Source organism: Sulfitobacter sp. HNIBRBA3233 (assembly GCF_040149665.1).
Lineage (GTDB): Bacteria > Pseudomonadota > Alphaproteobacteria > Rhodobacterales > Rhodobacteraceae > Sulfitobacter > Sulfitobacter marinivivus.
Map to the genome: position 1 here is coordinate 2,306,892 of NZ_JBEFLP010000001.1, position 22,215 is coordinate 2,329,106.

24 protein-coding genes are annotated in these 22,215 nt (G+C 61.3%); 10 read left to right on the top strand and 14 right to left on the bottom strand.

The genetic code is table 11. The features are described from left to right. Nucleotides 1–82: 82 nt before the first annotated feature. Entirely contained in the window at nt 83–2,791 is a 2,709-nt protein-coding gene (secA, locus tag ABMC89_RS11330) for a preprotein translocase subunit SecA (RefSeq protein ID WP_349568036.1), read from the bottom strand. A gap of 196 nt (nt 2,792–2,987) precedes the next feature. Here secA and ABMC89_RS11335 point away from each other — a divergent pair, with 196 nt between their 5' ends. The 6 genes from ABMC89_RS11335 (at nt 2,988) to ABMC89_RS11360 (ending at nt 7,517) form a co-directional block, all read left to right on the top strand. Beyond that, nucleotides 2,988–3,842 (top strand): peptidylprolyl isomerase, encoded by an 855-nt coding sequence (locus ABMC89_RS11335; RefSeq protein WP_349568037.1) that lies wholly within the window; start codon nt 2,988–2,990, stop codon nt 3,840–3,842. 8 nt (nt 3,843–3,850) lie between these two features. After that, complete coding sequence (gene argJ, locus ABMC89_RS11340; protein ID WP_349568038.1) at nt 3,851–5,077, top strand: bifunctional glutamate N-acetyltransferase/amino-acid acetyltransferase ArgJ; 1,227 nt, start codon at nt 3,851–3,853, stop codon at nt 5,075–5,077. Beyond that, nucleotides 5,074–5,472, top strand: a complete 399-nt coding sequence (gene mutT, locus ABMC89_RS11345) for an 8-oxo-dGTP diphosphatase MutT (protein WP_349568039.1) — start codon at nt 5,074–5,076, stop codon at nt 5,470–5,472. The genes argJ and mutT overlap by 4 nt, the downstream gene beginning before the upstream one ends. Before the next feature lie 114 nt (nt 5,473–5,586). Further along, nucleotides 5,587–5,736 carry a hypothetical protein gene (locus ABMC89_RS11350; RefSeq protein ID WP_349568040.1) on the top strand — a complete coding sequence of 50 codons (150 nt, stop codon included), beginning with the start codon at nt 5,587–5,589 and terminating at the stop codon, nt 5,734–5,736. Between the two features lie 57 nt (nt 5,737–5,793). Next, nucleotides 5,794–6,714, top strand: a complete 921-nt coding sequence (locus ABMC89_RS11355) for a diacylglycerol/lipid kinase family protein (protein ID WP_349568041.1) — start codon at nt 5,794–5,796, stop codon at nt 6,712–6,714. Continuing rightward, entirely contained in the window at nt 6,711–7,517 is an 807-nt protein-coding gene (locus ABMC89_RS11360; protein WP_349568042.1) for a metallophosphoesterase family protein, read from the top strand. Before ABMC89_RS11355 ends, ABMC89_RS11360 begins: the two co-directional genes overlap by 4 nt. Nucleotides 7,518–7,526: 9 nt before the next feature. Here the strand turns inward: ABMC89_RS11360 and infB are convergent, their stop codons facing one another. The 6 genes from infB to pip all read right to left on the bottom strand — a co-directional run bounded on the left by infB (nt 7,527) and on the right by pip (nt 14,788). After that, nucleotides 7,527–10,010, bottom strand: coding sequence for a translation initiation factor IF-2 (infB, locus tag ABMC89_RS11365; protein WP_349568043.1), 2,484 nt, complete (start codon nt 10,008–10,010; stop codon nt 7,527–7,529). 9 nt (nt 10,011–10,019) lie between these two features. Continuing rightward, complete coding sequence (locus tag ABMC89_RS11370) at nt 10,020–10,637, bottom strand: RNA-binding protein (protein WP_349568044.1); 618 nt, start codon at nt 10,635–10,637, stop codon at nt 10,020–10,022. 22 nt (nt 10,638–10,659) lie between these two features. Further along, a complete protein-coding gene (nusA, locus tag ABMC89_RS11375; protein WP_349568045.1) occupies nt 10,660–12,273 on the bottom strand; it encodes a transcription termination factor NusA in 1,614 nt (537 codons plus the stop codon). After that, nucleotides 12,273–12,848, bottom strand: coding sequence for a ribosome maturation factor RimP (gene rimP / locus ABMC89_RS11380; protein ID WP_349568046.1), 576 nt, complete (start codon nt 12,846–12,848; stop codon nt 12,273–12,275). Before rimP ends, nusA begins: the two co-directional genes overlap by 1 nt. 135 nt (nt 12,849–12,983) lie before the next feature. After that, nucleotides 12,984–13,820: an ABC transporter substrate-binding protein gene (locus ABMC89_RS11385; protein WP_349568047.1), complete on the bottom strand. Its 837-nt coding sequence runs from the start codon at nt 13,818–13,820 to the stop codon at nt 12,984–12,986. Continuing rightward, on the bottom strand, nt 13,817–14,788 hold the full coding sequence (pip, locus tag ABMC89_RS11390; protein WP_349568048.1) for a prolyl aminopeptidase: 972 nt from the start codon (nt 14,786–14,788) through the stop codon (nt 13,817–13,819). Before pip ends, ABMC89_RS11385 begins: the two co-directional genes overlap by 4 nt. A 49-nt stretch (nt 14,789–14,837) precedes the next feature. Between pip and ubiG the strand changes: the two genes are divergently transcribed. Then, entirely contained in the window at nt 14,838–15,587 is a 750-nt protein-coding gene (ubiG, locus tag ABMC89_RS11395; protein ID WP_349568049.1) for a bifunctional 2-polyprenyl-6-hydroxyphenol methylase/3-demethylubiquinol 3-O-methyltransferase UbiG, read from the top strand. A gap of 21 nt (nt 15,588–15,608) precedes the next feature. On the opposite strand, the gene ABMC89_RS11400 is transcribed toward ubiG, so the two are convergent. The 4 genes from ABMC89_RS11400 to ABMC89_RS11415 are packed head-to-tail and all read right to left on the bottom strand — an operon-like array spanning nt 15,609 to nt 17,898. Beyond that, nucleotides 15,609–16,043 carry a MarR family winged helix-turn-helix transcriptional regulator gene (locus ABMC89_RS11400; protein ID WP_349568050.1) on the bottom strand — a complete coding sequence of 145 codons (435 nt, stop codon included), beginning with the start codon at nt 16,041–16,043 and terminating at the stop codon, nt 15,609–15,611. Then, on the bottom strand, nt 16,043–16,873 hold the full coding sequence (locus ABMC89_RS11405; protein WP_349568608.1) for a carbon-nitrogen hydrolase family protein: 831 nt from the start codon (nt 16,871–16,873) through the stop codon (nt 16,043–16,045). Before ABMC89_RS11405 ends, ABMC89_RS11400 begins: the two co-directional genes overlap by 1 nt. Beyond that, complete coding sequence (grxC, locus tag ABMC89_RS11410; RefSeq protein ID WP_349568051.1) at nt 16,873–17,130, bottom strand: glutaredoxin 3; 258 nt, start codon at nt 17,128–17,130, stop codon at nt 16,873–16,875. Before grxC ends, ABMC89_RS11405 begins: the two co-directional genes overlap by 1 nt. A gap of 36 nt (nt 17,131–17,166) precedes the next feature. Further along, complete coding sequence (locus tag ABMC89_RS11415; RefSeq protein WP_349568052.1) at nt 17,167–17,898, bottom strand: double zinc ribbon domain-containing protein; 732 nt, start codon at nt 17,896–17,898, stop codon at nt 17,167–17,169. Between the two features lie 15 nt (nt 17,899–17,913). Between ABMC89_RS11415 and ABMC89_RS11420 the strand changes: the two genes are divergently transcribed. Next, nucleotides 17,914–18,726, top strand: a complete 813-nt coding sequence (locus tag ABMC89_RS11420) for a methyltransferase domain-containing protein (protein ID WP_349568053.1) — start codon at nt 17,914–17,916, stop codon at nt 18,724–18,726. Nucleotides 18,727–18,786: 60 nt separating this feature from the next. After that, nucleotides 18,787–19,842, top strand: coding sequence for a ferrochelatase (gene hemH / locus ABMC89_RS11425; RefSeq protein ID WP_349568610.1), 1,056 nt, complete (start codon nt 18,787–18,789; stop codon nt 19,840–19,842). A 127-nt stretch (nt 19,843–19,969) separates the two neighbouring features. On the opposite strand, the gene ABMC89_RS11430 is transcribed toward hemH, so the two are convergent. Both ABMC89_RS11430 and ABMC89_RS11435 read right to left on the bottom strand, forming a co-directional pair. Then, nucleotides 19,970–20,152: a hypothetical protein gene (locus ABMC89_RS11430; protein WP_349568054.1), complete on the bottom strand. Its 183-nt coding sequence runs from the start codon at nt 20,150–20,152 to the stop codon at nt 19,970–19,972. Nucleotides 20,153–20,293: 141 nt separating this feature from the next. Further along, nucleotides 20,294–20,905 carry a L,D-transpeptidase gene (locus ABMC89_RS11435; protein ID WP_349568055.1) on the bottom strand — a complete coding sequence of 204 codons (612 nt, stop codon included), beginning with the start codon at nt 20,903–20,905 and terminating at the stop codon, nt 20,294–20,296. A gap of 158 nt (nt 20,906–21,063) precedes the next feature. Between ABMC89_RS11435 and dalA the strand changes: the two genes are divergently transcribed. Beyond that, nucleotides 21,064–21,603, top strand: coding sequence for a divisome-associated lipoprotein DalA (dalA, locus tag ABMC89_RS11440; RefSeq protein ID WP_349568056.1), 540 nt, complete (start codon nt 21,064–21,066; stop codon nt 21,601–21,603). 45 nt (nt 21,604–21,648) lie between these two features. On the opposite strand, the gene ABMC89_RS11445 is transcribed toward dalA, so the two are convergent. Next, nucleotides 21,649–22,152, bottom strand: a complete 504-nt coding sequence (locus ABMC89_RS11445) for a L,D-transpeptidase family protein (protein WP_349568612.1) — start codon at nt 22,150–22,152, stop codon at nt 21,649–21,651. Nucleotides 22,153–22,215 lie beyond the last annotated feature (63 nt).

The following is a 22,215-nucleotide window of genomic DNA, read 5'->3' on the forward strand; positions in this document are numbered from 1 at the left end:
GAAGTCGCTCACAAAGAAGGCACCAGTTGGGCGGAAACCGGCTGCAAAAGTGACAAAAAGTGGTCGGGGCGATCCCCCGGTGTCAGGTCAGCCTGCCATGGCAATGCTTGAATTTCTTTCCGGACCCGCAAGGGCACAGATCGTTTCGGCCCGGATTTCCCCATGTTTCGGGGTTCTCCTCGTCAAAGCCTGCGGCGGCATCCACAGCGGGCGCAGGAGTATCTGTCGCGGGCTGTGCTCTGGCGCCGGCCTGTGCGGTTGCACGCTGCTGGGCGATCATCTGTTCGATCATCTGCTGCTGCTCTTCCTCGCTCAGCGGCTTGATTCGCGACAGCTTCTGGGTGACGTCCGCCCGCAGGCTATCGAGCATCCCCTCGAACAGCTGGAAGGATTCGTTCTTGTATTCGTTCAGCGGATCACGCTGCGCGTAGCCGCGGAACCCGACAACAGACCGCAGATGTTCAAGCGTCAGCAGGTGCTCACGCCATTTCGTATCGATGGTGTTCAGCAACAACTGCTTTTCGATATTGCGCATGTTTTCGGGGCCGAACTGTTCGGCTTTTTCGGCCATCATCTTGTCGGTGGCCTCGACCAGGCGTTCGCGCACGATCTCTTCGTCGACGCCGTCCTCTTCGCACCAGGCGATGATCGGAACGTCCACACCGAGATGTTCGATGACAGCGGCATAGAACCCCTGCGTGTCCCACTGGTCGGCGTAGGTGTTGGGCGGCATGTACTGGTCGATCAGGTCGTCGATGGCCTGATGGCGCATGTCGTCGGTGATTTCGTGCAGATCCTCAGCTTCCATGATCTCGCGCCGCTGGCCAAAGATCACCTTGCGCTGTTCGTTCATCACGTCGTCGAATTTCAGCAGCTGCTTGCGGATATCGAAGTTGCGCCCCTCGACCTTCGCCTGCGCCCGTTCGAGCGATTTGTTCACCCAAGGGTGTACGATGGCTTCGCCTTCCTTCAGGCCAAGCGATGTCAGCACCTTTTCCAGACGCTCGGATCCGAAAATCCGCATCAGGTCGTCTTCGAGCGAGAGGAAGAACGACGAACGCCCCGGATCCCCCTGACGGCCCGACCGGCCGCGCAGCTGGTTGTCGATGCGGCGGCTCTCGTGGCGCTCGGACGCGATTACCCAAAGACCACCCGCTTCGAGCACCTTCTTTTTCTCATCAGCCGTCTCGGCCTCGATCCGCTCGCGGATCGCGACAGGATCACCGTCGGGGTCGGCGGCCAGCGCGTCCTGCACCCGCATCTCGACGTTACCGCCAAGCTGGATATCGGTGCCACGACCGGCCATGTTGGTCGCGATTGTCACCGCACCCAGCTTGCCCGCATCTCCGACGATCTGGGCTTCCTGTTCGTGCTGGCGGGCGTTCAGGACGTTGTGCTTGATGCCTTCGGCGGTCAGCAGCTGGCTCAGCATTTCCGACTTCTCGATCGAGGTGGTCCCGACAAGACAGGGCTGGCCGCGCTCGTGCGCTTCCTTCACCTTTTCGATCATTGCTGCGTATTTTTCGGTCTGCGTGCGATAGACAGCATCGTCTTCGTCGACACGCGCGATCGGCAGGTTGGTAGGGACGGCAACCACACCCAGACCGTAAATCTGGCCGAATTCCTCGGCTTCTGTCATCGCCGTTCCGGTCATACCGGCCAGCTTGTCGTACAGACGGAAGTAGTTCTGGAAAGTGACCGACGCGAGCGTGATGTTCTCGGGCTTGATGTCGACGCCTTCCTTGGCCTCGATGGCCTGATGCAAACCGTCCCCCAGACGGCGGCCGGCCATCATCCGGCCGGTGAATTCGTCGATCAGCACGACCTCGCCGTCGCGGACGATGTAATCCTTGTCTTTCTGGAACAGCTTGTGCGCCCGCAGACCCTGATTGACGTGGTGCACCACAGAGGTGCTTTCGGGATCGTAGAGCGTGAAGCCCTCTTCCAGAAGCTCGCGCGCGCGCAATTGCTCTTCGAGGAATTCGTTGCCTTCGTCGGTGAAGGTCACGTTGCGGGTCTTTTCGTCCAACTCGTAATGCTCCTCCCGCAGGGAGGGGATCAGCGTGTCGATGGTCTTGTACAGATCCGACCGGTCCTCGGACGGGCCCGAGATGATGAGCGGCGTGCGCGCCTCGTCGATCAGGATGCTGTCGACCTCGTCCACAATGGCGAAGTTGTGGTACTTCTGGTAAATCTGGCTCAGCTCGGACTTCATGTTGTCGCGCAGATAGTCAAAGCCGAGTTCGTTATTGGTGGCGTAGGTCACGTCGCAGGCATAGGCGGATTTCTTGGCGTCATCGGGCATGCCCGAATAGATATAGCCGGTCGTCAGCCCCAGAGAGGCAAACACCTTGCCCATCCATTCCGCGTCCCGCTTCACGAGGTATTCGTTCACGGTGACCACATGCACGCCCTTGCCGGTAAGCGCGTTGAGATAGGCGGCGAAAGTGGCTGTCAGCGTCTTGCCTTCGCCGGTTTTCTGTTCGGCCACGTTGCCCTGATGCAGGAAAATCCCGCCCATCAGCTGTGTGTCGAAGGCCCGCAGACCCAGCGTGCGGCGCGCGGCCTCGCGGCAGTTCGCGAAGGCTTCGGGCAGCAGATCGTCAAGGCTTTCGCCTTGCATCGCGCGTTTGGCCAGCGCTTCGGTGCGGTTCTTGATCTCTTCGTCGCTCAGCGCCTCGAACTCGGGCTCAAGTGCGTTGATCTTTTCCACCAGCGGCCTGACCGACTTGACCTTGCGATCATTCGCAGTGCCAAAAACCTTCTTGGTAATGTTTCCCAGTCCGAGCATGCGATCTCCAGCCGACTTAAATAGATACCGCGCGATCTGCTTGCCCCTGTAACACCCAGTCCATAGATAGAAGGGGAGAATGGTGGCCCATGCCGCGCCTGATGGCGTTTTAAACAACGCTTTAAGGCGATGTAAGGGCCGCAGAATACAGTGTCAATGTAAGCGGCCGGATGACGCCGCAATGTTAGGACAATCCATGCAAAAACCTCTCACTTTCCTGGCACCGCTCGCGCTGGCTGCCGCACTCGCGATGCCTGCCGCGGCACAGGACAACAAGAGCACCGACCCCACCACCGTCGTCGCCACCGTCAACGGCACCGAAATCACGCTGGGCCACATGGTCGCCGCATGGGCCAGCCTGCCGGAACAGTACCAGCAGCTTCCGGAGGACGTTCTGTTCAGCGGTATCCTCAAGCAGCTGATCGAACAAACCGCCCTCAGCCAGGATTTCGACGGTGAATTGCCACCGCGTGTCGATATCCTTCTGGAAAACGAACGCCGGTCGCTGATCGCGGGCGAAAACATCAACGCCGTGATGGGTGCCGATCTGGACGAAGCCGACGTGCAGGCCGCCTATGAGGAAACCTATGGCGAAGGCAGCCAGGAACCCGAATACAACGCCTCCCACATTCTGGTCGAAACCGAAGAAGCCGCTCTTGAGGTGCAAAAGCAGCTTGCCGATGGTGCCGATTTCGCAACCGTCGCGCGCGAGAAATCGACAGGCCCCTCCGGCCCCAACGGCGGCGAGCTTGGCTGGTTCGGAAAAGGCGCCATGGTGCCTGAATTCGAAAACGCGGTTCTGGAACTCGAGGCCGGCGAAGTCTCCGACCCGGTCAAGACCCAGTTCGGCTGGCACATCGTGAAGCTGAACGAAACGCGCATCCCCGATGCACCGGCGCTGGAAGAAGTGCGCGAAGAGATCGAGCTTCAGCTGCGCCAGACGATTGCCCAGCAAAAGATCGAAGAAACCGTGGCCGCAGCCGAAGTGGACCGGAGCGGTGAAGACAGCGTTGATCCCGCCGCGATCAAGAACCTCGGCCTGCTGGAGTAATCTGAAAGATGGCAAAAATCACTTCCGTCTCGCCGCTGGCGCCTGCGCGCTTTCCCGATCTTCCGGTCATTGACGGTGTGCGCTTCGCGACAGCCGCGGCGGGAGTGAAATACAAGGACCGCACCGATGTGATGCTGGCGCTTCTCGCACCGGGCAGCGTTGTGGCAGGGGCCTTCACCCGCTCCGCCACACGCGCGGCACCGGTTCTGGATTGCCAGACGAAGATCGGCAAACCGTCGGATGCCGGTGCCGCGATTCTCGTCAACTCGGGCAATGCGAATGCCTTTACCGGGCGTCACGGCATCGCGTCGGTCGAAGCGATCACTGCGGCGGTGGCGGCGGCCTGCGACGTTCCGCAGGACCGCGTGTTCACCTCCTCCACCGGCGTGATCGGTGAACCCCTGCCGCATGACCGGATCACCGCCGTCCTTTCAGGTCTGGCCGCCGAAACGCGGACAGACCGCATCGCAGATGCCGCCAAGGCAATCATGACAACCGATACATTCCCGAAAGGTGCTTCTGCCGAGGTGGATGTGGACGGAAGCACGGTCAGGATTGCCGGCATCGCCAAAGGGTCGGGCATGATCGCGCCGGATATGGCCACGATGCTTGTCTATATCTTCACCGATGCGCAGATCGAACAGACCGCGCTGCAGGCATTGGTCAGCCACAGCAATGACCACACGTTCAACTGCATCACCGTCGACAGCGATACCTCGACCTCGGACAGCCTGATCGTCGCGGCGACCGGCGCATCGGGCGTCGCCGTGGACGACCACCCCGGCTTTGCCGACGCATTGCACGGCGTGATGCGTGACCTCGCCCATCAGGTTGTGAAAGACGGCGAAGGGGCGACGAAGTTTGTCGAGATCACTGTCACCGGTGCCGCATCGGACAGCGATGCAAAGACCCACGCAATGGCGATCGCCAACTCTCCGCTGATCAAGACGGCCATCGCGGGCGAGGACCCGAACTGGGGCCGCATCGTCATGGCGGTCGGTAAGTCCGGCGCGGCAGCAGACCGCGACCGCCTTTCAATCCGCTTTGGCGATGTCGAGGTCGCCAAGGACGGCTGGCGCAGTGAAACCTACTCGGAAGAGGCCGCAGCCGCCCATATGCGCGGCCAGAATATCGAGATCGGCGTCGACATCGGGATCGGGGAAGGCCGCGCAACCGTCTGGACCTGCGATCTGACCCACGGCTACATCAGCATCAACGCGGATTACCGGTCTTGAAGACGGTTCTTGTTTCGGCTGTCGCGCTGATCGACGTCGACGGGCGTGTCCTGATTGCGCAGCGCCCCGAGGGCAAGGCGATGGCGGGCCTTTGGGAGTTTCCGGGCGGCAAGGTAGAGGCGGGGGAAACTCCCGAAACGGCCCTGATCCGTGAGCTTCACGAAGAGTTGGGGATCGATACGTGGTCTTCCTGCCTCGCGCCTCTGACCTTTGCCAGCCACAGCTACGACGACTTCCATCTGCTGATGCCGCTTTTTGCCTGCCGGAAGTGGAATGGAACGCCAGTTGCGCGCGAGGGACAGTCCCTGAAATGGGCAAAGCCGAACGAGCTGAGGAACTATCCCATGCCAGCCGCCGATATTCCGCTGATCCCGATCTTGCGGGACTGGCTGTAAAGTGGCGAAATTTTAGTTCAAATTCGGGGCTAATGATCACTATTTAATCGTCATTGTGCTGGATATCACAACACAAGTTGCTAAGCTTCGCCTATCTACTTGGGGAGGATAGAAATGCTGCGCACCATAGCCATCGGAACCTGCGTCTCTGTGCAGGGAATATACGTCAAGGATATGCCGGACGGGCGGATCGCCGTGAAAGTGGACGATACCGTCTTCGCCGGACGCCCCGTACAGCAAAATTCCGTTCCGGCACCCGCCTGACAAGAACCTTCCGCACGGTCCGGCGTTGAGCCATGCAACAGCATTGGATCTGCGGACATGCCCAAGAAAGTCATCGTGATTCTGAACCGGGGATCGGGGGGTCGCGACGGTGAAACCCGCGAGGCCACCATTCGTCGTGCCTTCGCGCGTCACGGCTACGACGTCGATATCATGTCGTTCAACCCCAGAAACGGGGTCGAGCGGGCAGCACGCGCCGCATTGGAAGCCAAGCCTGACATCATTGCTGTCTCGGGCGGCGACGGCACCATTTGCGCCGTTGCGTCTGTCATGGCCGGAAGCGTGCAGACAATGGCTGTCATCCCCTCGGGCACATTCAACTATTTCGCCCGATCGCTCGACCTGCCCGAAGACATCGACCGCGCGGTGGATGTCATAGCGACGGGCCAGAAGCGTCCGACGAACATCGCGATGATCAACGACAGTGTGTTTCTCAACAATACAAGCATCGGGGCCTATTCCGCGATTCTGCAAAACCGCGAGGGCATCTATGCCAAATGGGGCCGCAGCCGCATTGCCGCCTATTGGTCGGTGATCAAGACGCTCGCAACCTTCCGCGCCCCGCTCAAGATCACGGTCACGATTGACGGGACCGCACGGGAGTACCGCACGCCGCTGGTATTTGTGATGAACAATGCCTTTCAGCTGGACCAGATGAATCTGCCCGGAAGGGCGCATATCGAGAACGGGCAGATGGTCTTGCTGATTGCGCCGCACACAAACCGCTGGGGGTTGCTCAAGAACGCCATGGCGCTGGGCATGGGGATCGCGAAACCGAAATCCGACTATGAGCTGCATGGTGCCGCCGAGTTCTGCATAGACATGAAGCGCAAGCGACGGGCCGTTGCACGCGATGGCGAGATCTCGAAAATGGCGGGGCCCTTCAACCTCAGGGTGGTGCACGGGGCCCTTGATGTGATCGTCCCCTCTGAAACAGCCGCTACGGAAGCGGTGCGATGACACGTCTCGTTCATCTCTCGGACCTGCATTTCGGCAAGGACCGGCCCGATCTGTTGCAGCCGCTGACGGATGCGGTGAACGATCTGTCGCCGGATCTGGTTGTGATCTCTGGCGATCTGACCCAACGCGCCCGGGAACGCGAATACCGCGCGGCTGCGCGGTTCATCGACGGCCTCGCGTCTCCGGTTCTGAGCGTGCCGGGCAATCACGACATCCCGATCCATCGGCCTTTCCGAAGGTTTTTCCGCCCTTGGGGCAGCTATCGCAAGATGATCGCGCCCGACCTTACGCCGCGCTTCGAGACGGACGAGGCGATCGTGATCGGAATCAACACGGTAGACCGCTTTCGCTGGCAGACCGGCAGGATGAGCAGGGGGCGCATCAGACACGCCTGCGCGGCCATGGGCGACAGTGCGGGCGACCGGGCGCGCATCCTTGTGGCGCACCACCCGCTAGAGCACCCGAAACGCACGAAGAAAAAGCCGATCCCCGGCGCGCAGCAGGCCCTGCACCAACTGCTGGGGTGCGGTGCGGATATGATCCTGTCGGGTCATCTGCACGTTTGGCACACGGGCACCTTTGCGCATACGACCACACGCGAATACGGAAAAGCGATCCAGATTCACGCGGGCACCAGCCTGTCCTCCCGCGTGCGGGGAGAGCCGAACGATTTCAATCTGATCGAGATTTCACAGGAACATTTCGACATCACGCGCATCAGCTACGAAGACGAAACCACCGGCTTTCAACGCGCAGAGGCCCGGCGTTTCGACCGGGCCTCTGGTATGTTCGTCAACGCGTAGGCGTTCGGATCAGGTAAGCGTCCGAACGACCTCTTCACGCTCGAAGATTTCAATAACGTCATCGGGACGGATGTCGTCGTAGTTCTCGAACGCCATCCCGCATTCCTGACCTGACTGGACCTCGGGCACTTCATCCTTGAAGCGCTTGAGGGTCTTCAGCGTCCCTTCGTGGATGACCACGTTGTCGCGCAGCAGGCGCACACCGGCCGACCGGCGCGCAACACCTTCGGTAACCAGACACCCGGCAACCTTGCCGACGCCAGTAACCTTGAAGACTTCCTTGATCGTCGCGTAGCCGATGAAGTTTTCCTTGATCTCGTTGCTCAGGAGACCCGACGCCGCTTTCTTAACATCGTCGACCAGATCGTAGATGACCGAATAATAACGGATCTCGACGCCCTTCTGGTTGGCCGTGTTGCGTGCAGAGGCGTTCGCACGGACGTTAAAGCCCATGATCGGCGCGCCCGACGCTTCGGCCAGACCGACATCGGTTTCCGTGATCGCGCCCACACCGGAGTGCAGCACGCGCACGCGCACCTCGTCGTTCCCGATTTTCTCCATCGCCTGAACGATCGCCTCGGCAGAGCCCTGAACGTCGGCCTTCACGAGGATCGGCAGTTCGCTCACGTTCTCGTCGGCCTTGGCGTTCGCCATCAGCTGTTCGAGAGTCGTCGCGGCACCGGCAGCGGCACGTTTGTCCTTCGCCGCTTTCTCGCGGTACTCCGCGATCTCGCGCGCCTGTGCTTCGGTTTCGGTCACGTTCAGAACGTCGCCCGCTTCCGGTGTGCCGTTCAGGCCCAGAACCTCGACAGGCACCGACGGACCGGCTTCCTTGACTCGGTTTCCCTGGTCGTCGATCAGCGCACGTACCTTGCCGTATTGCTCACCCACAACAAAGATATCGCCCTGACGCAGCGTACCGTTCTGGATCAGAACAGTCGCGACAGGGCCGCGGCCCACGTCAAGCTGCGCCTCGATCACGGCACCAATTGCCGCACGGTTCGGGTTCGCCTTGAGTTCCAGAAGCTCGGCCTGAAGCGCGATGGCCTCGAGCAGATCGTCAAGACCCTGACCGGTGGTCGCGGAGACTTCGACGTCCTGAACTTCACCGGACATCTTCTCGACGATCACTTCGTGCTGGAGCAGGTCCGTACGCACCTTGTCGGGGTCGGCAGCGGGTTTGTCGATCTTGTTGATCGCCACGATCATCGGCACCTTGGCCGCTTTCGCGTGGTTGATCGCCTCGATCGTCTGGGGCATCACGGCGTCATCCGCCGCGACCACCAGAACAACGATATCCGTGACCTGTGCACCACGGGACCGCATCGACGTAAACGCCGCGTGGCCGGGTGTGTCGAGGAACGACAGAACCGCGCCGTTGTCGGTTTTCACCTGATAGGCACCGATGTGCTGGGTGATCCCGCCCGCTTCGCCGGCAACCACCTTGGCATTCCGGATCGCATCCAGAAGCGATGTCTTGCCGTGGTCGACGTGACCCATGATCGTGATGACGGGCGGACGACCGACAAGCTCTTCTTCGGTGTCTTCCACTTCCTTGATCACGTCCTCGACGTCGGCGTCGGAGACCCGGACCACCTTGTGGCCGAATTCCTCGATGATCAGTTCCGCGGTATCCGCGTCGATGGTCTGGTTCTGCGTGACCATCATGCCGTTGTTCATCAGCGCCTTGACGACTTCGCCGACGCGCTCTGCCATACGGTTGGCCAGTTCGGACACGACAATCGCTTCGGGCAGGTTGACGTTGCGCACGACCTTTTCACGCTCGACCGGGCCGCCCATTGCCTTCTGGCGGGCGCGCTCCTGCTTGCGCTTCATCTGGGCCATCGAACGCTGGCGTCCGCCTTCGCCACCGGCGAGCGCCTGGTTGACGGTCAGCTTGCCGGAGCGGCGGTTGTCGGTGCCACGGTTCTTCTTGTTGGTCTCTTCGCGGTCACGCTCGGACTTGCGCGGAGTCTGCGCGGGGGCCGATTTGTTCGGCGTGCGCTTTTCCTCGACAGCGGCAGGAGAGGCTGCGGCCTGTGCGGCGGCTTCGGCTTCGGCGACCTTCTGCGCCTCTTCCTCGGCTTTCGCTTTCAGCGCCTCTTCGCGCTCGCGCTCTTCGCGCTCTTTCTCTTCCTGTTCGGCGCGACGGCGCTCGCGATCTTCTGCGCGGGCCTTTTCCTCGGCCTCGCGCTGTGCGGCTTCTTCCGTTTCGCGGGCCTTGGCGGCCTGAACCGCCTTCAGGCGACGCTCCATTTCGGCATCTGTGATACCGGCGGGACGCTTGGAAGGATCGCCGACAGGACCGGCGCCCGGACCCGAAGGTTTCTGGCCGCCCGGCTTGGGCACGACAACCCGCTTACGCTTGGTCTCTACCACAACGTTCTTCGTCCGCCCGTGGCTAAAGCTTTGCTTTACATTACCCGGGCGCGACCCGCTGCCGCGCAGACCCAGTGTTTTCTTACCGTCGCTCTTGCCGTCACTATCGCTCATCTAGCTCGTCTATCCTTTCGACTGGCCGTTGCCAGTCTCGTTTTTGCGCACGCCGTTCAATCTTTGGGCTTCCTCTACTACACGTTGCGTGAGTCCACCAGAGGCGAGCGCCCCATGTATCACAGTTTGACGACCGAATGCCAAACCCAATTCATCCGCCGTCAAACACCCTATGTAGGTGCCGTAATGCGGCGTGCTTAGTTTCGACTTGCCGCGTCCCGACCCATCTACGGCCTGGATCAGCACTTCGGCCTCTTCCATTTGCAGCCAGCTTTTGACCTTCTCGTATCCCGCGACGGCCTTACCGGCCTTCCGCTGCATCGAGATAAGGTCCACCACACGGCGCGCCAGCTGCCTTTCCACTTCTTCGACCAATCCGTCGGGCACAACCACAGGTTGCTTGGCCCCGCGCGAAAAGAGTTTCTTCTTCACTGCGGTCTCGAGCGCGGCGCGGTCCGCCGCAACCCACATGCCCCGACCGGGCAACTTGCCCATAATGTCGGGCACGGCCTGCCCCTCCGGGCCAACGACGAAACGGATCAGCCCGTTCTTGGGCTGCACCTCGCCGGTGGCCATGCATTTGCGCTCTGCATCATCGCGCTGTTTGGAGGCGCCGCCGCGTCCCATACTACCGATCCGAAGCCCGCGATCAGGCTTCGGCCTCCTCTTCTTCCAGATCGCCCTCTTCGGCGTCCGCTTCCAGCTCGGACGGGTCGACCCACCCCAGCAGGACACGCGCCGTCATGATCAGCTGCTGGGCTTCTTCAAGGCTCATGTCGAAGGGTTCCAGCGTGCCCTCGTCCTTGACCCGCTCGCCGTTGACCGTGGTCCAGCCACCGGCCAGTTCCCAGTCGGCACAGGTGGCGAAGTCTTCCAGCGTTTTCACGTCGTCCTTGGCGAGCGCCTCAATCATCTGGGGTGTCAGACCCTCGAATTCAATAAGGCTGTCCTCGACGCCCAGCGCGCGCGCCGCATCAAGCGCGGCCTTGTTCTGGGCTTCCAGCACGTCGCGGGCACGCGCCTGCAGTTCGCTGGCGGTGTCTTCGTCGACACCGTCGATCACCAGCAGTTCGTCGACTTCGACGTAAGCGACTTCTTCAAGGTTGGTGAACCCTTCGGAAACCAGCAGCTGGGCAAAGAATTCGTCCAGATCCAGCGTATCCATGAACAGCTTGGTGCGCTCTTCGAACTCGGCCTGACGGCGCGCGCTCTCCTGCTCTTCGGTCATGATATCGATATCCAGACCGGTCAGCTGCGAAGCCAGACGCACGTTCTGGCCACGACGGCCGATCGCGAGGCTCAGCTGCTCTTCGGGCACGACCACCTCGATCTTGCCGGCTTCCTCGTCCAGAACCACCTTGGAAACCTCGGCAGGCTGCAGGGCGTTCACAAGGAACGTGGGCTGGTCTTCGTTCCACGGGATGATGTCGATCTTCTCGCCCTGGAGCTCGTTCACCACGGCCTGCACGCGGCTGCCGCGCATACCAACGCAGGCACCGACGGGATCGATGGAATTGTCATAGGAGATCACGGCGATCTTCGCGCGCGAACCGGGGTCGCGGGCAACGGCCTTGATCTCGATGATGCCGTCATAGATTTCGGGCACTTCCATCTTGAAGAGTTCGGCCATGAACTCGGGCGCGGTACGGCTCAGGAAGATCTGCGGGCCACGCTGTTCGCGGCGCACGTCCTTGATGAACACACGGATCCGGTCGTTGGGGCGGTATGCCTCGCGGCCGATCTTTTCGTTGCGGCGCAGGATGCCTTCGCCGGGGTTCATGTCGACGATGACGTTGCCGTATTCCTCGCGCTTGACCACGCAGTTGATGATCGTGCCGACACGATCCTTGAATTCTTCGTACTGCTTGTCCCGCTCGGCTTCACGCACCTTTTGCAGGATAACCTGCTTGGCGGACTGCGCCGCGATGCGGCCCATCTCGACCGGCGGCACCTCTTCGACGAAGGTATCGCCGACCGATGGGTTTTCCATGTACTGCTTGGCCTGCTCGACGGTGAACTCGGCCTGATAGTTTTCCAGCTCGTCATCCTCGACCACGGTGCGCACACGGGTAAAGGTCGCGCGACCGGTCTTGCGGTCGATGCTGACGCGGATATCCATTTCCGCGCCGTAGCGGGATTTCGCAGCACGGGCGAGCGATTCTTCCATCGCTTCGACCACGAGACCCGGATCGATCATCTTCTCGCGGGCCACCGCCTCGGCGGTTTGCAGCAGCTCAAGCTGGTTTGCAGATGTAATGGCCATTAGTCTTCTCCCTCACCGGATTCTTCCGTGATTTCGTCAAATTGGGTTTCGTCGATCACGCCCGCTTCCTTGCGCTGGCGCAGCATTTCCTTGATCAGCTCGTCGGTCAGCACAAGCTTGGCATCCGACAGCCAGTCGAACTTCAGACCCACGGTGCCCTCGGCCACGTTGATCAGAACCTCGTCGTCCTCGACCCCGGCCAACTCGCCCTTGAAGCGGCGGCGGCCGTCGATCATCTCGGTTGTTTCGATCTTGGCCTCATATCCCTCGAACGCCTCGAAGTCTTTCAGGCGGGTCAGAGGACGGTCGATACCGGGGCTGGAGACCTCGAGCGCGTATTCGTCGAGAATCGGGTCCTCCACATCCAGAACCGCACCGATCGCGGTGCTGATCTGCGCGCAATCGTCGACCTCGATACCGCCCTCAGGACGATCGGCCATAACTTGCAGAGTGGTGGATTTGCCGGACATCAGGCGCACGCGCACCAGTTCGAACCCCAGATCCTCGATCACCGGTGTGATGATCTCGGCCAGGCGCTGGTCGATGGCTGCTTTGGCGATCAGATCGTTGGTCATATTCTCACGTTTGGTTCAGGCACAAAAAAACGGGCGCGCGGCCCGTTACAAGGTTTCGGTGGGCGTCTGGTTTGGACCCGGACGCGCCGCTGTTGAAAGCCATATACGCCGCAACCCCGCGAAGTTCAAGAGCCGTTAGGCCACCCACCAGCGCTGGGGCGCGCGCAGGTCGTCGAAGGGCGCCCTGCGGCCGGTGCTACGCGGGATACCCACGCTGCGCGACACCGCTTGCCCGTCGAACACGCAGATGTCGCCAAGTCGGCGCAGGATCGCCGGATCGTCGATATCGGCCCCGTCGACCAGATATTCGGCTACGGCCTGTGCACGCACATCCGAGGACGGAATCGAGACAAGCTCGATCCGGTCGAACCAGCCCGCGCGCCCGTCCTTCCAGTGGCGGCTAACGCGGTCCGCCAGAACCTGCTGACCGGGGGTAAAGCGGGTTACGCGGTAAAGCCCGGTCCCGATCCCAGCCTCTGACGCATGGGCGGGGCGGATCGCGAAGTTCTCCTGCGCGAGCGTGAAGGGCAAGGAGGGATCGGGCGTGGGCAGAACAATCTCGACGCTGTGCTTGCCTGTGGGATGTGCCGCGCCGTCCAGATGCGACAGGCTTGCCACCACATCGCGCGCCGTCATCGGTGTTCCGTCATGGAACACCACGCCGGGGCGCAGATCGAAGGTCCAGACACGCGCATCCTCGCCCGAGCGCCAACCGGTGGACAGTTCCGGCCGCAGGGTACCATCGGCGGCAATTTCGGTCAGGGTTTCGTAAACAAGGCCGAGGCGCGCCACACGCATGAACAGGCCCGAGCCGCGCAACCAGTCGTCGTCGCGCGCCGCCCCCGACAGGGCCAGCCGCAGCTTCCCGCCGCGTTGCGGCAGTGTTCCCGCGCTCAGGCCGGTCGCCGCCAGAAGGGCCGCCGCCGCACCACTGGCGAATAGCGCCCGACGGTCCAGAGGCCCCCGCGTCATGTCAGTGCAATCCTGTCCATCGCGCGCACAAGCTCGGCGCTGATTCCCGGCTCGCTCAGCGCGTGCCCGGCATTGCGCACCATCTTCAGTTCGCAGTTCGGCCAGACCTTCGCGATGGAATAGGCGCTTTCGGGCGGACAGATCATATCGTACCGCCCCTGAACGATCACACCGGGGATATCGGCGATGCGGTCCATCTGGTTCAGGATCTGGCCGTCGTATTCAAGGAAACCGGCGTTGGTAAAATAATGGTTTTCAAGACGTGCAAAGGCCCGCGCATATTCGCCCGGCCCTTCGGCCATGTGGCCCGCCGAATGGATCGAGGCCAGCGCGTTTTCCCATCCCGACCAAGCCCTCGCATAGCGTGTCTGCAAGGACAGATCGTCGGAAAACAGCCGGCGGTGGTAGGCGGCGATGTAGTCCCCACGCTCGTCCTCGGGGACGAGCGCCACGAACTTCGCCCAGACTTCGGGCCAGAACTTGCCCGCGCCGCCGCCGTAGAACCAGTCAAGCTCGGCCTGGGTCATCAGGAAAACACCGCGCAGGACAATGTTGCGAACCGCTTCGGGATGGGTCTGGGAATAGATCAGGGCGAGCGTGGCCCCCCAGCTGCCGCCAAAGGCGATCCACTTGTCGATGTTCAGCATGGCGCGGATCCGTTCGATGTCCGCGACCAGATGCCATGTCGTGTTGTTCTGGACCGACGAATGCGGCGTCGACCGACCGCAACCGCGCTGGTCGAAAAGAACGATACGGTATTTGGCGGGGTCGAAATAACGGCGCATCGACGGGCTGCAGCCGCCGCCGGGTCCGCCGTGCAGAACCACCACGGGGATGCCTTCGGGATTACCGCATTGTTCGAAGTAGATCTCGTGTCCGTCGCCCGTATCCAGCATTCGCCGGTCAAACGGGTCGAGGGGCGGATAGAGATACTGCACCGCGCGCTTTTGATCGGGATATTTGTCCATCGGGACCCTATATAGTACGAAACGCGACATTGAGCATAGGAGCAACGGAATGCAAGCGCATCAAACCACCGTGGACCCGTCCGAAATCGCCAAGTTCGAGGCGATGGCAGCGGAATGGTGGGACCCCGCAGGCAAGTTCAAGCCGTTGCATATGCTCAACCCTTGCAGGCTAGACTATATCACCGGGCAAATCGCCGGTGAATTCGACCGCGACCTTTCCGCGCAAGCCCCTTTCGCGGGTTTGCGGATCCTCGACATCGGGTGCGGGGGCGGTCTGCTGTCCGAACCCATGGCGCGGCTGGGGGCGGATGTGGTGGGGGCGGATGCCGCTGCGGGCAACATCCCCGTGGCCCGGATCCACGCAGAGCAGTCCGGCCTGAACATCGATTACCGCCATACCACCGCCGAAGCCCTTGCCGACGCGGGGGAGCAGTTCGATGTGGTGCTGAACATGGAGGTCGTCGAACACGTCGCATCCCCGATCAGCTATCTGACGGCGTGCCAGCGTCTGCTCAAACCCGGCGGGTTGCACATCTGCTCAACCCTGAACCGGAATCCGAAAAGCTATGTCATGGCGATTATCGGGGCCGAACATGTCATGCGCTGGCTGCCCAAGGGCACCCACGAATGGTCCAAATTCATCACGCCGGACGAACTGTTCGATCTGCTGTCGCAGGCGGGGCTGGATCCGGTAGACCGCAAGGGATTCGTTTTCAATCCGCTCGACTGGAGCTGGACCCTGTCGGCCCGCGACCTGAGCGTCAACTACGTGACCGCAAGCCTGAAACCCGCGGCCTGAGCGTGATCCGGTTACGCCGGCCTATTCCATCTGCGCGCGCAGCGCCCTGAGCGCGGGAAGCGTCGCGCGCACTGTTTCCTCGCCCAACTCCTCCACGACCTGATTGATCATCGGGGTGATCGAACTGAGGGCCGATTCGCGGGCGCGCCGGCCTGCGGGGCTGATCGCCACCATCTTGCGGCGGGCATCGTCCCAATCGGGGCGGATATGAACGTAGCCCGCCCATTCCAGTTTGTTGAGCGTGTTGGTCATCGCGCCGCGCGTGACGTGAAACGTCTCGGCCAGTTGTGCGGGGCTGCGTTCAACCCCGCGCCAGGCAAGATGGTTCAGAACCGAAAAATGCGAAATCTCCATACCCTTGGGCAGCACCTTGCTCAGTCGGTTGCGCATCATCTGGTCGGTTCCCAGTATCTCGCTGAACAACAGGATCGCGAGGGTATTCCGGTCTTCGGCCATCAGGGTCCTTCGAAGTTTCTGCGGTGTGTCAGGCTTGGAACGCGGGAACGCGCTGCATCGACGGCGGCGATGTCGATATCGCACAGGTATACGCCCGGCGCGGTTCCGGCGTCCAGCACGACCTCCCCCCACGGGTCCACGACCAGCGAATGCCCGTAGGTTTCGCGGGTTTTATTCGCATCGCTTGCATGGGTGCCGGTCTGCGCCGCGGCAATCACGAAACAGCCGTTTTCGATGGCGCGAGCACGCAGCAGCGCGTGCCAATGCGCCGCCCCCGTAACCACAGAGAATGCCGAAGGCATTGTCAGGATCTGCGCACCAGCGCGGGCCAAAGCCTCGTAAAGCGCGGGGAAACGCATGTCGTAGCAGATGGTCATGCCGATCTGCCCCCACGGTGTCTGCGCCAGAACCGCGCGGTCTCCGGGCCGGTAGCCCGCGGATTCGCGATAGGTCTCGGTTTCGGACACGCGGACATCGAACATGTGGATCTTGTCGTAACGGTCGACGATCGCGCCATCCGGTCCGATCAGGAATGACCTGTTCGCAAACCGCCCGTCCGCATCATCGGTTCTGAGCGCCAGAGAACCGATGCAGACCCAGACCCGTCGCTCTGCCGCAAAGGACTGCAAGGCGGCAAGCGTCGGGTCATCCTGCTGGAGATGAAGGACGGCTTTCTGGTGATCCCGGTTGGTCGACACGCAATTCGTGACCTCCGGCGTAAAAATCATGTCAGCACCCTGCCCCGCCGCGTCCGCAGCCATTGCCAGTGTGACCGGCAGATTCGCTACCGGATCATCACTGACATTCAGTTGCAGCAGGGCCGCGCGCATCACGCCGCAAGCAGGGAATCGAGCTTGCCCGCACGCTCCAGCGCGTAAAGATCGTCACAGCCGCCGACATGGGTGTCACCGATGAAGATTTGCGGCACGGTGCGCCCGCCGTTCGCGCGTTCGATCATCTCTGGCTTGCGGTCGGGATTGGCCAGCACATCGACTTCGGAAAAATTCACGCCCTTCTCGTTCAGCAGCCTCTTTGCGGCATGGCAGAATCCGCACAGCGGAGACGTGTAGATTTCGACGGGTTTCATGGTGGCACTCCTTTGTGGCGGCGTTAGCCCACCTACTTAGGCATCTTTCACCACCCGCGCTAGGGTCACAACGCGCACATCGCGGGCACCGGCGGCGATGCAGGCGTGGGTTGCGGCACCCAGCGTGGCGCCCGACGTCAGCACATCGTCCACCAACAGAATTGAACGGTCCTGAAACAGATCGGCCCTTTTGGGATGCGCAACAATCGCACCCGCGAGAATGGCAAACCGTTCTTCACGGGTCTTACCGTCCAGCGAGGGTGTCGCGCGCGGACGGACAAGCGCATCGGGACACCACGGCAAGTCCAGTTCACGGACCAGGGCGCGGGCCAGCAGGGCGGATTGGTTATAGCGCCGCTTGACCAGGCGCCGCCAGTGCAGAGGGACCGGCACCACCAGCGCACCGGTCCCGCGCAATGCGGCACAGCGCTGCGCCATCCACACGCTTGCAGGCCGTGCGATTTCCTGACGGTCCCCGTGCTTGAGCGCGAGCACCAGCTTGCGTCCCGTGCTGCGATAGGCGAGGGCGGCGCGCCCCTGCGTCCAGACCGGCGGTGACTGCATGCACGCATCGCACAGCAACACCTCGCCCGGCGCACCGGCGGGCAGCGGCACGGCACAACCGTCGCACCCGGCCTCACCCAGAAATTCGGTTTCGCGCCAGCAGCCGGAACACAGGCCGAAATCGCTTTGCACCAGACCGCCACAGGTGATGCAGCGGGGTGGATAAATCAGCGATACAGCCGTTTGTAACTGTGCGCGCAGCACCCTATGTACCCCTCCATGACAGCCCAGATGACAGATACCGCGGCCCTTGCACTGCACCGTGCGCGCGCCACGCCCGATGCGCTTTTCCTGCACGATGCGGCAGCCGATGAGGTTCAGGATCGGCTGGAAATGGTTAACAAGTCCTTTAGCGATGTAGCCATCGTGACCGGCTTTCCCGATTATTGGGCGCAGCGGTTTCCCGACGCAAAGGTTGTGGCCGATACCGATACGCTCGACCTCGTGCCCGGTGAGCATGATCTCATCCTGCATATGATGGCGCTGCACTGGGCGAACGATCCCGTCGGTCAGCTGATCCAGTGCCGCCGCGCACTCAGGCCCGACGGGCTGGTGATCGCGGCCAGTCTGGGCGGAGACACCCTTCAGGAGCTGCGCCGCGCGCTTGGCGATGCCGAGATTGCCGAAACCGGCGGGTTGTCCCCGCGAATCGCCCCGATGCCCGAGCTGCGTGACCTTGGGGGTCTGCTTCAGCGCGCCGGACTGGCGCTGCCGGTCGCCGATACCGCGATCCTGACTGCAGAGTACCGCGATATCTGGCACCTCATGCGCGACCTGCGCGCCATGGGAGAAACCAACGCACTCGCCGCGCGGCACCGCAAGCCAACGAGTGGCCGCGTCTTTGAACGCGCTCAGGACCTTTATGCGCAGCACTTTGTCGCAGCCTCCGGACGGCTGCGCGCCAGCTTCGAGATACAGGTGCTAACCGGTTGGGCGCCTGACGATTCCCAGCCAAAACCGCTGCGCCCCGGTTCGGCACAGCAGCGGCTTGCCGATGCCCTGTCGACCGATGAAAACCCGTTGCGCGATTGACCCTTGGTCGAATCTGTCTATTTGGAACCCAAACAAGGCGGGACACCAGTGATGCGAGATATGCAAGCTACAGAGACTGAAGCGCGGCCGATCCATGCGGGCCCGGACCACCCCAAGCTGCCCCGGCCCAAGGTTGGGGTTCTTGTTGGCAATCTCGGCACACCGGACAACTACGACTACTGGTCGATGCGCCGGTATCTGGGCGAGTTCCTGTCCGACCGCCGGGTGATCGATTATTCACCCTGGCTCTGGCAGCCGCTGTTGCAGCTTATCATCCTGACGAAACGTCCCTTCACGTCGGGTGCGGCCTATAAGTCGATCTGGAATGAGGACGAAGGCGAAAGCCCCCTCATGACGATCACAAAAGCCCAGACCAAGAAGATCGCGGCCGAGATGCAAAAGACCTACGGCGACAGCGTCATGGTCGATTACTGCATGCGCTACGGCAACCCGTCGACCCAGAGCAAGGTCGAGAAACTGGTCAAGGCGGGATGCCAGAAGATCCTCTTCTTCCCGCTATATCCGCATTACGCCGGTGCGACCTCGGCCACGGCCTGTGACAAATTCTTCGAGTCGCTGGCAAAGGAGAAATGGCAGCCCGTGGCGCGCACGGTACAGCCGTATTTCGATCGTCCGGATTACATCGAGGCGCTGGCTCAATCCATCGAACGCAAATACGCGGAACTGGAGAAGCGCCCGGATATCCTCGTTTGCTCGTACCACGGCGTGCCAAAGCGCTACCTGATGGAAGGCGATCCCTACCATTGCCAGTGCCAGAAAACGACTCGCCTGCTGAAAGAGCGGCTGGGCTGGGACGACACCGAGATCACCACCACCTTCCAGTCGAAGTTCGGCCCGGAAGAGTGGCTGAAACCCTATACGGTCGAAGAGGTCGCGCGCCTTGCCGAAGCCGGCAAGAAGAACATCGCGGTCTGCGCGCCAGCGTTTTCCGCCGACTGCATCGAAACGCTAGAAGAGATCAACGAAGAGATCTTTGAAAGCTTCGAGGAAGCGGGCGGCGAGCATTTCACCTATATCCCCTGCCTCAACGATGATGATGCGCATATCGAAGCGCTGTCGAACATCATCAAGGAAAACCTGATGGGCTGGATCTGACGCCTGCCGATCGCGGGCAGGGCGACGCCCGGAAGGCTAGGGCAAGGCCCGTATCACGCCGCGGGATGCTGAAACGAAAAAAGGCGGTGCAATGCACCGCCTTTTCTATTTTGTATCGCTACTGCGATTAGTCGGAAGCAACAGCAGCTGCAACGACGACCAGCAGGATCAGCGGGATCAGGATGCCGGAAGAAGAACCTGTAGCTTCTTCGACGATCACAGGTGCTTCGATGACTGGGTCAGCAAGCGAGCCAGCGGAAGCGGCAGAAGCGGCAGCTGTCAGAGCAGCAGCAAGAACGAGTTTTTTCATAGTATAACCTCCAGAAGATGGCGCGCCGTGTTTCTCAGCAAAACGCGCCTAAGACTTACCTCGTGGCTTTTTCTAAACTACATAAGCCGCATGAAGGGAACACACATTACGTTGTCTCTTCCGGATCACACCGCGATGTCGTCAAATAAGCAACACTTGTGTGCCAACTTTTGCCATCGAGAAAAGTTCCGAAATATGTTCATTATAAAGACCGATACAGCCGTTTGACGACCGGCGACCGATCTTGCGCGTGTCGTGCGTGCCGTGGATCCGGTAGTAGGTCCAGCTCAGGTACAGCGCGTGGGTCCCAAGCGGGTTATCAGGACCGGGTCCGATGTATTCGGGCCACTCTGGGTTACGCTCCAGCATCGATGGCGTGGGGCGCCAGCTGGGCCCTTCGACCTTGCGGATCACCTCGGTCCGGCCACGGCGGGTCAGTTCCTGGGTCAGCGGCACGCTTGATGGGTAGAGCTTGTAAATGCTCTCGTCTTCGGACCAGTAATGGACCGCCCGGCTGTCGATATCGACGAGAATTGCACCGTTGCGCGTGTTGTTGAAATACGGCTGCCAATCGAGCGTCCGGAAGCTCGAGATGTTGCGGCGGACGACTTCGCTCAGGTCACGCTCGCTCTCGGTCGTGGACGCGCTGTTCACGGCGGCGGTTTCTTGCGCAAGGGCGGGCGCCGCGATCATTGCTGCCGAACCGGCAAGGAATCCGCGACGTGTATTGAATTTCAGGCCATCGTTGGACATTTCATGTCTCCACTGTTCAGCTCATGTGCAGTTCTATATGGTGTCTGTGTCACGTTTTCAAATCAAACCAGAGTGATACGGCGGCCTCACGCCGATGTGCATTTGATCTGTTGCAAGGCAGCATGTATGGCAGGCGAAAGTATGTTTGGAGTAACACCATGATCCGTCTTGTACCTGCATTGTTTGCCTGTGTGATTGCATTGGCAGCCTGTCAGCCGGCGGCACCGACAATCGGCGCGGATGGCAAACCGCTTCCGCGCGCTTACAAGATCACCGCCCGCGAGGCGAGCCAGATCCAGTTTCGCATGCTCGATTCGGTTAACGCCCTGCGCAACGCGGCAGGCCTGACATCGGTAGAGCTGAATTCGAATCTCAACGCTGCCGCGGCGACCCATTCGCGCGACATGCAGGTGCAGAACCGTCCCTGGCACTTCGGCTCCGACGGGTCGTCGCCGCTGGATCGTGTTCAGCGCGTCGGCTACACCGGCGAACTGGTTGGCGAGGTGATCTCGGAAACCTACGAGACAGAGCTTGAAACGCTAGGCGCGTGGATGGCGCAGCCCGATACCAAGCGTATCCTGATGGCGCCCGACGCGCGCGACATGGGATTCTCGTGGTACCAGGAAGATAACGGCAAGATCTGGTGGACGCTCGTTCTGGGCAAGCCCGCCACATCGACCTTCAACGCGGCTAGCTGATCACGGCATTCCCCGATCCGCCGGATCGGGGAGCCTTGCGTGTCCTCATGGACGAATGGCGATCGGCGTACCGTCGCCGACCATGGCATAGATCTTTTCGATCTGTTCGTTGTCCACAGCGATACATCCCCATGTCCAGTCGTCGCGATCCCGACGCAGGGGGTGTTTCTGGCCGTGGATAAAGATATCTCCGCCCGGCGACTTGCCCAGCGCCCGCGCGCGCGCGACGTCTTCCGAATTCGGGTAGGAAATACCCAAAGACAGATGGAAACGGCTGTTCGGGTTACGGCGGTCGATTCGGTACAGGCCTTCCGGCGTGCGCCCGTCACCTTCGTATTGTTTGTGCCCTTCGGGGGCAAAGCCAAGTCGGATCTGGTAGCGATCCAGAACCTTGTCTTCGTGCAGGAGGAACATCCGCCGCTCCTGCTTGTTCACCACGATAGCCGTGACTTCCGGCCCTGTGTACCTGCGAAACTTGCTGGGAGCGCTACTGCATGCGCCAAGAGACAGCGCTGCCGCCCCACCCATCATAAGATGTCTTCTTTTCATGTGCCTGCCGCCCATATCCGTTTTCGGAATTATGCCTTTCGCATAGCAAAGATTCCGTTAATC

Bases quoted from the DNA above. Each gene is read 5' to 3' on its own strand.
- secA (WP_349568036.1), bottom strand. From the start codon at position 2,791: ATGCTCGGACTGGGAAACATTACCAAGAAGGTTTTTGGCACTGCGAAT.
- ABMC89_RS11335 (WP_349568037.1), top strand. From the start codon at position 2,988: ATGCAAAAACCTCTCACTTTCCTGGCACCGCTCGCGCTGGCTGCCGCA.
- argJ (WP_349568038.1), top strand. From the start codon at position 3,851: ATGGCAAAAATCACTTCCGTCTCGCCGCTGGCGCCTGCGCGCTTTCCC.
- ABMC89_RS11350 (WP_349568040.1), top strand. From the start codon at position 5,587: ATGCTGCGCACCATAGCCATCGGAACCTGCGTCTCTGTGCAGGGAATA.
- ABMC89_RS11355 (WP_349568041.1), top strand. From the start codon at position 5,794: ATGCCCAAGAAAGTCATCGTGATTCTGAACCGGGGATCGGGGGGTCGC.
- ABMC89_RS11360 (WP_349568042.1), top strand. From the start codon at position 6,711: ATGACACGTCTCGTTCATCTCTCGGACCTGCATTTCGGCAAGGACCGG.
- infB (WP_349568043.1), bottom strand. From the start codon at position 10,010: ATGAGCGATAGTGACGGCAAGAGCGACGGTAAGAAAACACTGGGTCTG.
- ABMC89_RS11370 (WP_349568044.1), bottom strand. From the start codon at position 10,637: ATGGGACGCGGCGGCGCCTCCAAACAGCGCGATGATGCAGAGCGCAAA.
- nusA (WP_349568045.1), bottom strand. From the start codon at position 12,273: ATGGCCATTACATCTGCAAACCAGCTTGAGCTGCTGCAAACCGCCGAG.
- rimP (WP_349568046.1), bottom strand. From the start codon at position 12,848: ATGACCAACGATCTGATCGCCAAAGCAGCCATCGACCAGCGCCTGGCC.
- ABMC89_RS11385 (WP_349568047.1), bottom strand. From the start codon at position 13,820: ATGACGCGGGGGCCTCTGGACCGTCGGGCGCTATTCGCCAGTGGTGCG.
- pip (WP_349568048.1), bottom strand. From the start codon at position 14,788: ATGGACAAATATCCCGATCAAAAGCGCGCGGTGCAGTATCTCTATCCG.
- ubiG (WP_349568049.1), top strand. From the start codon at position 14,838: ATGCAAGCGCATCAAACCACCGTGGACCCGTCCGAAATCGCCAAGTTC.
- ABMC89_RS11400 (WP_349568050.1), bottom strand. From the start codon at position 16,043: ATGGCCGAAGACCGGAATACCCTCGCGATCCTGTTGTTCAGCGAGATA.
- ABMC89_RS11405 (WP_349568608.1), bottom strand. From the start codon at position 16,873: ATGCGCGCGGCCCTGCTGCAACTGAATGTCAGTGATGATCCGGTAGCG.
- grxC (WP_349568051.1), bottom strand. From the start codon at position 17,130: ATGAAACCCGTCGAAATCTACACGTCTCCGCTGTGCGGATTCTGCCAT.
- ABMC89_RS11420 (WP_349568053.1), top strand. From the start codon at position 17,914: ATGACAGCCCAGATGACAGATACCGCGGCCCTTGCACTGCACCGTGCG.
- hemH (WP_349568610.1), top strand. From the start codon at position 18,787: ATGCAAGCTACAGAGACTGAAGCGCGGCCGATCCATGCGGGCCCGGAC.
- ABMC89_RS11430 (WP_349568054.1), bottom strand. From the start codon at position 20,152: ATGAAAAAACTCGTTCTTGCTGCTGCTCTGACAGCTGCCGCTTCTGCC.
- ABMC89_RS11435 (WP_349568055.1), bottom strand. From the start codon at position 20,905: ATGTCCAACGATGGCCTGAAATTCAATACACGTCGCGGATTCCTTGCC.
- dalA (WP_349568056.1), top strand. From the start codon at position 21,064: ATGATCCGTCTTGTACCTGCATTGTTTGCCTGTGTGATTGCATTGGCA.
- ABMC89_RS11445 (WP_349568612.1), bottom strand. From the start codon at position 22,152: ATGAAAAGAAGACATCTTATGATGGGTGGGGCGGCAGCGCTGTCTCTT.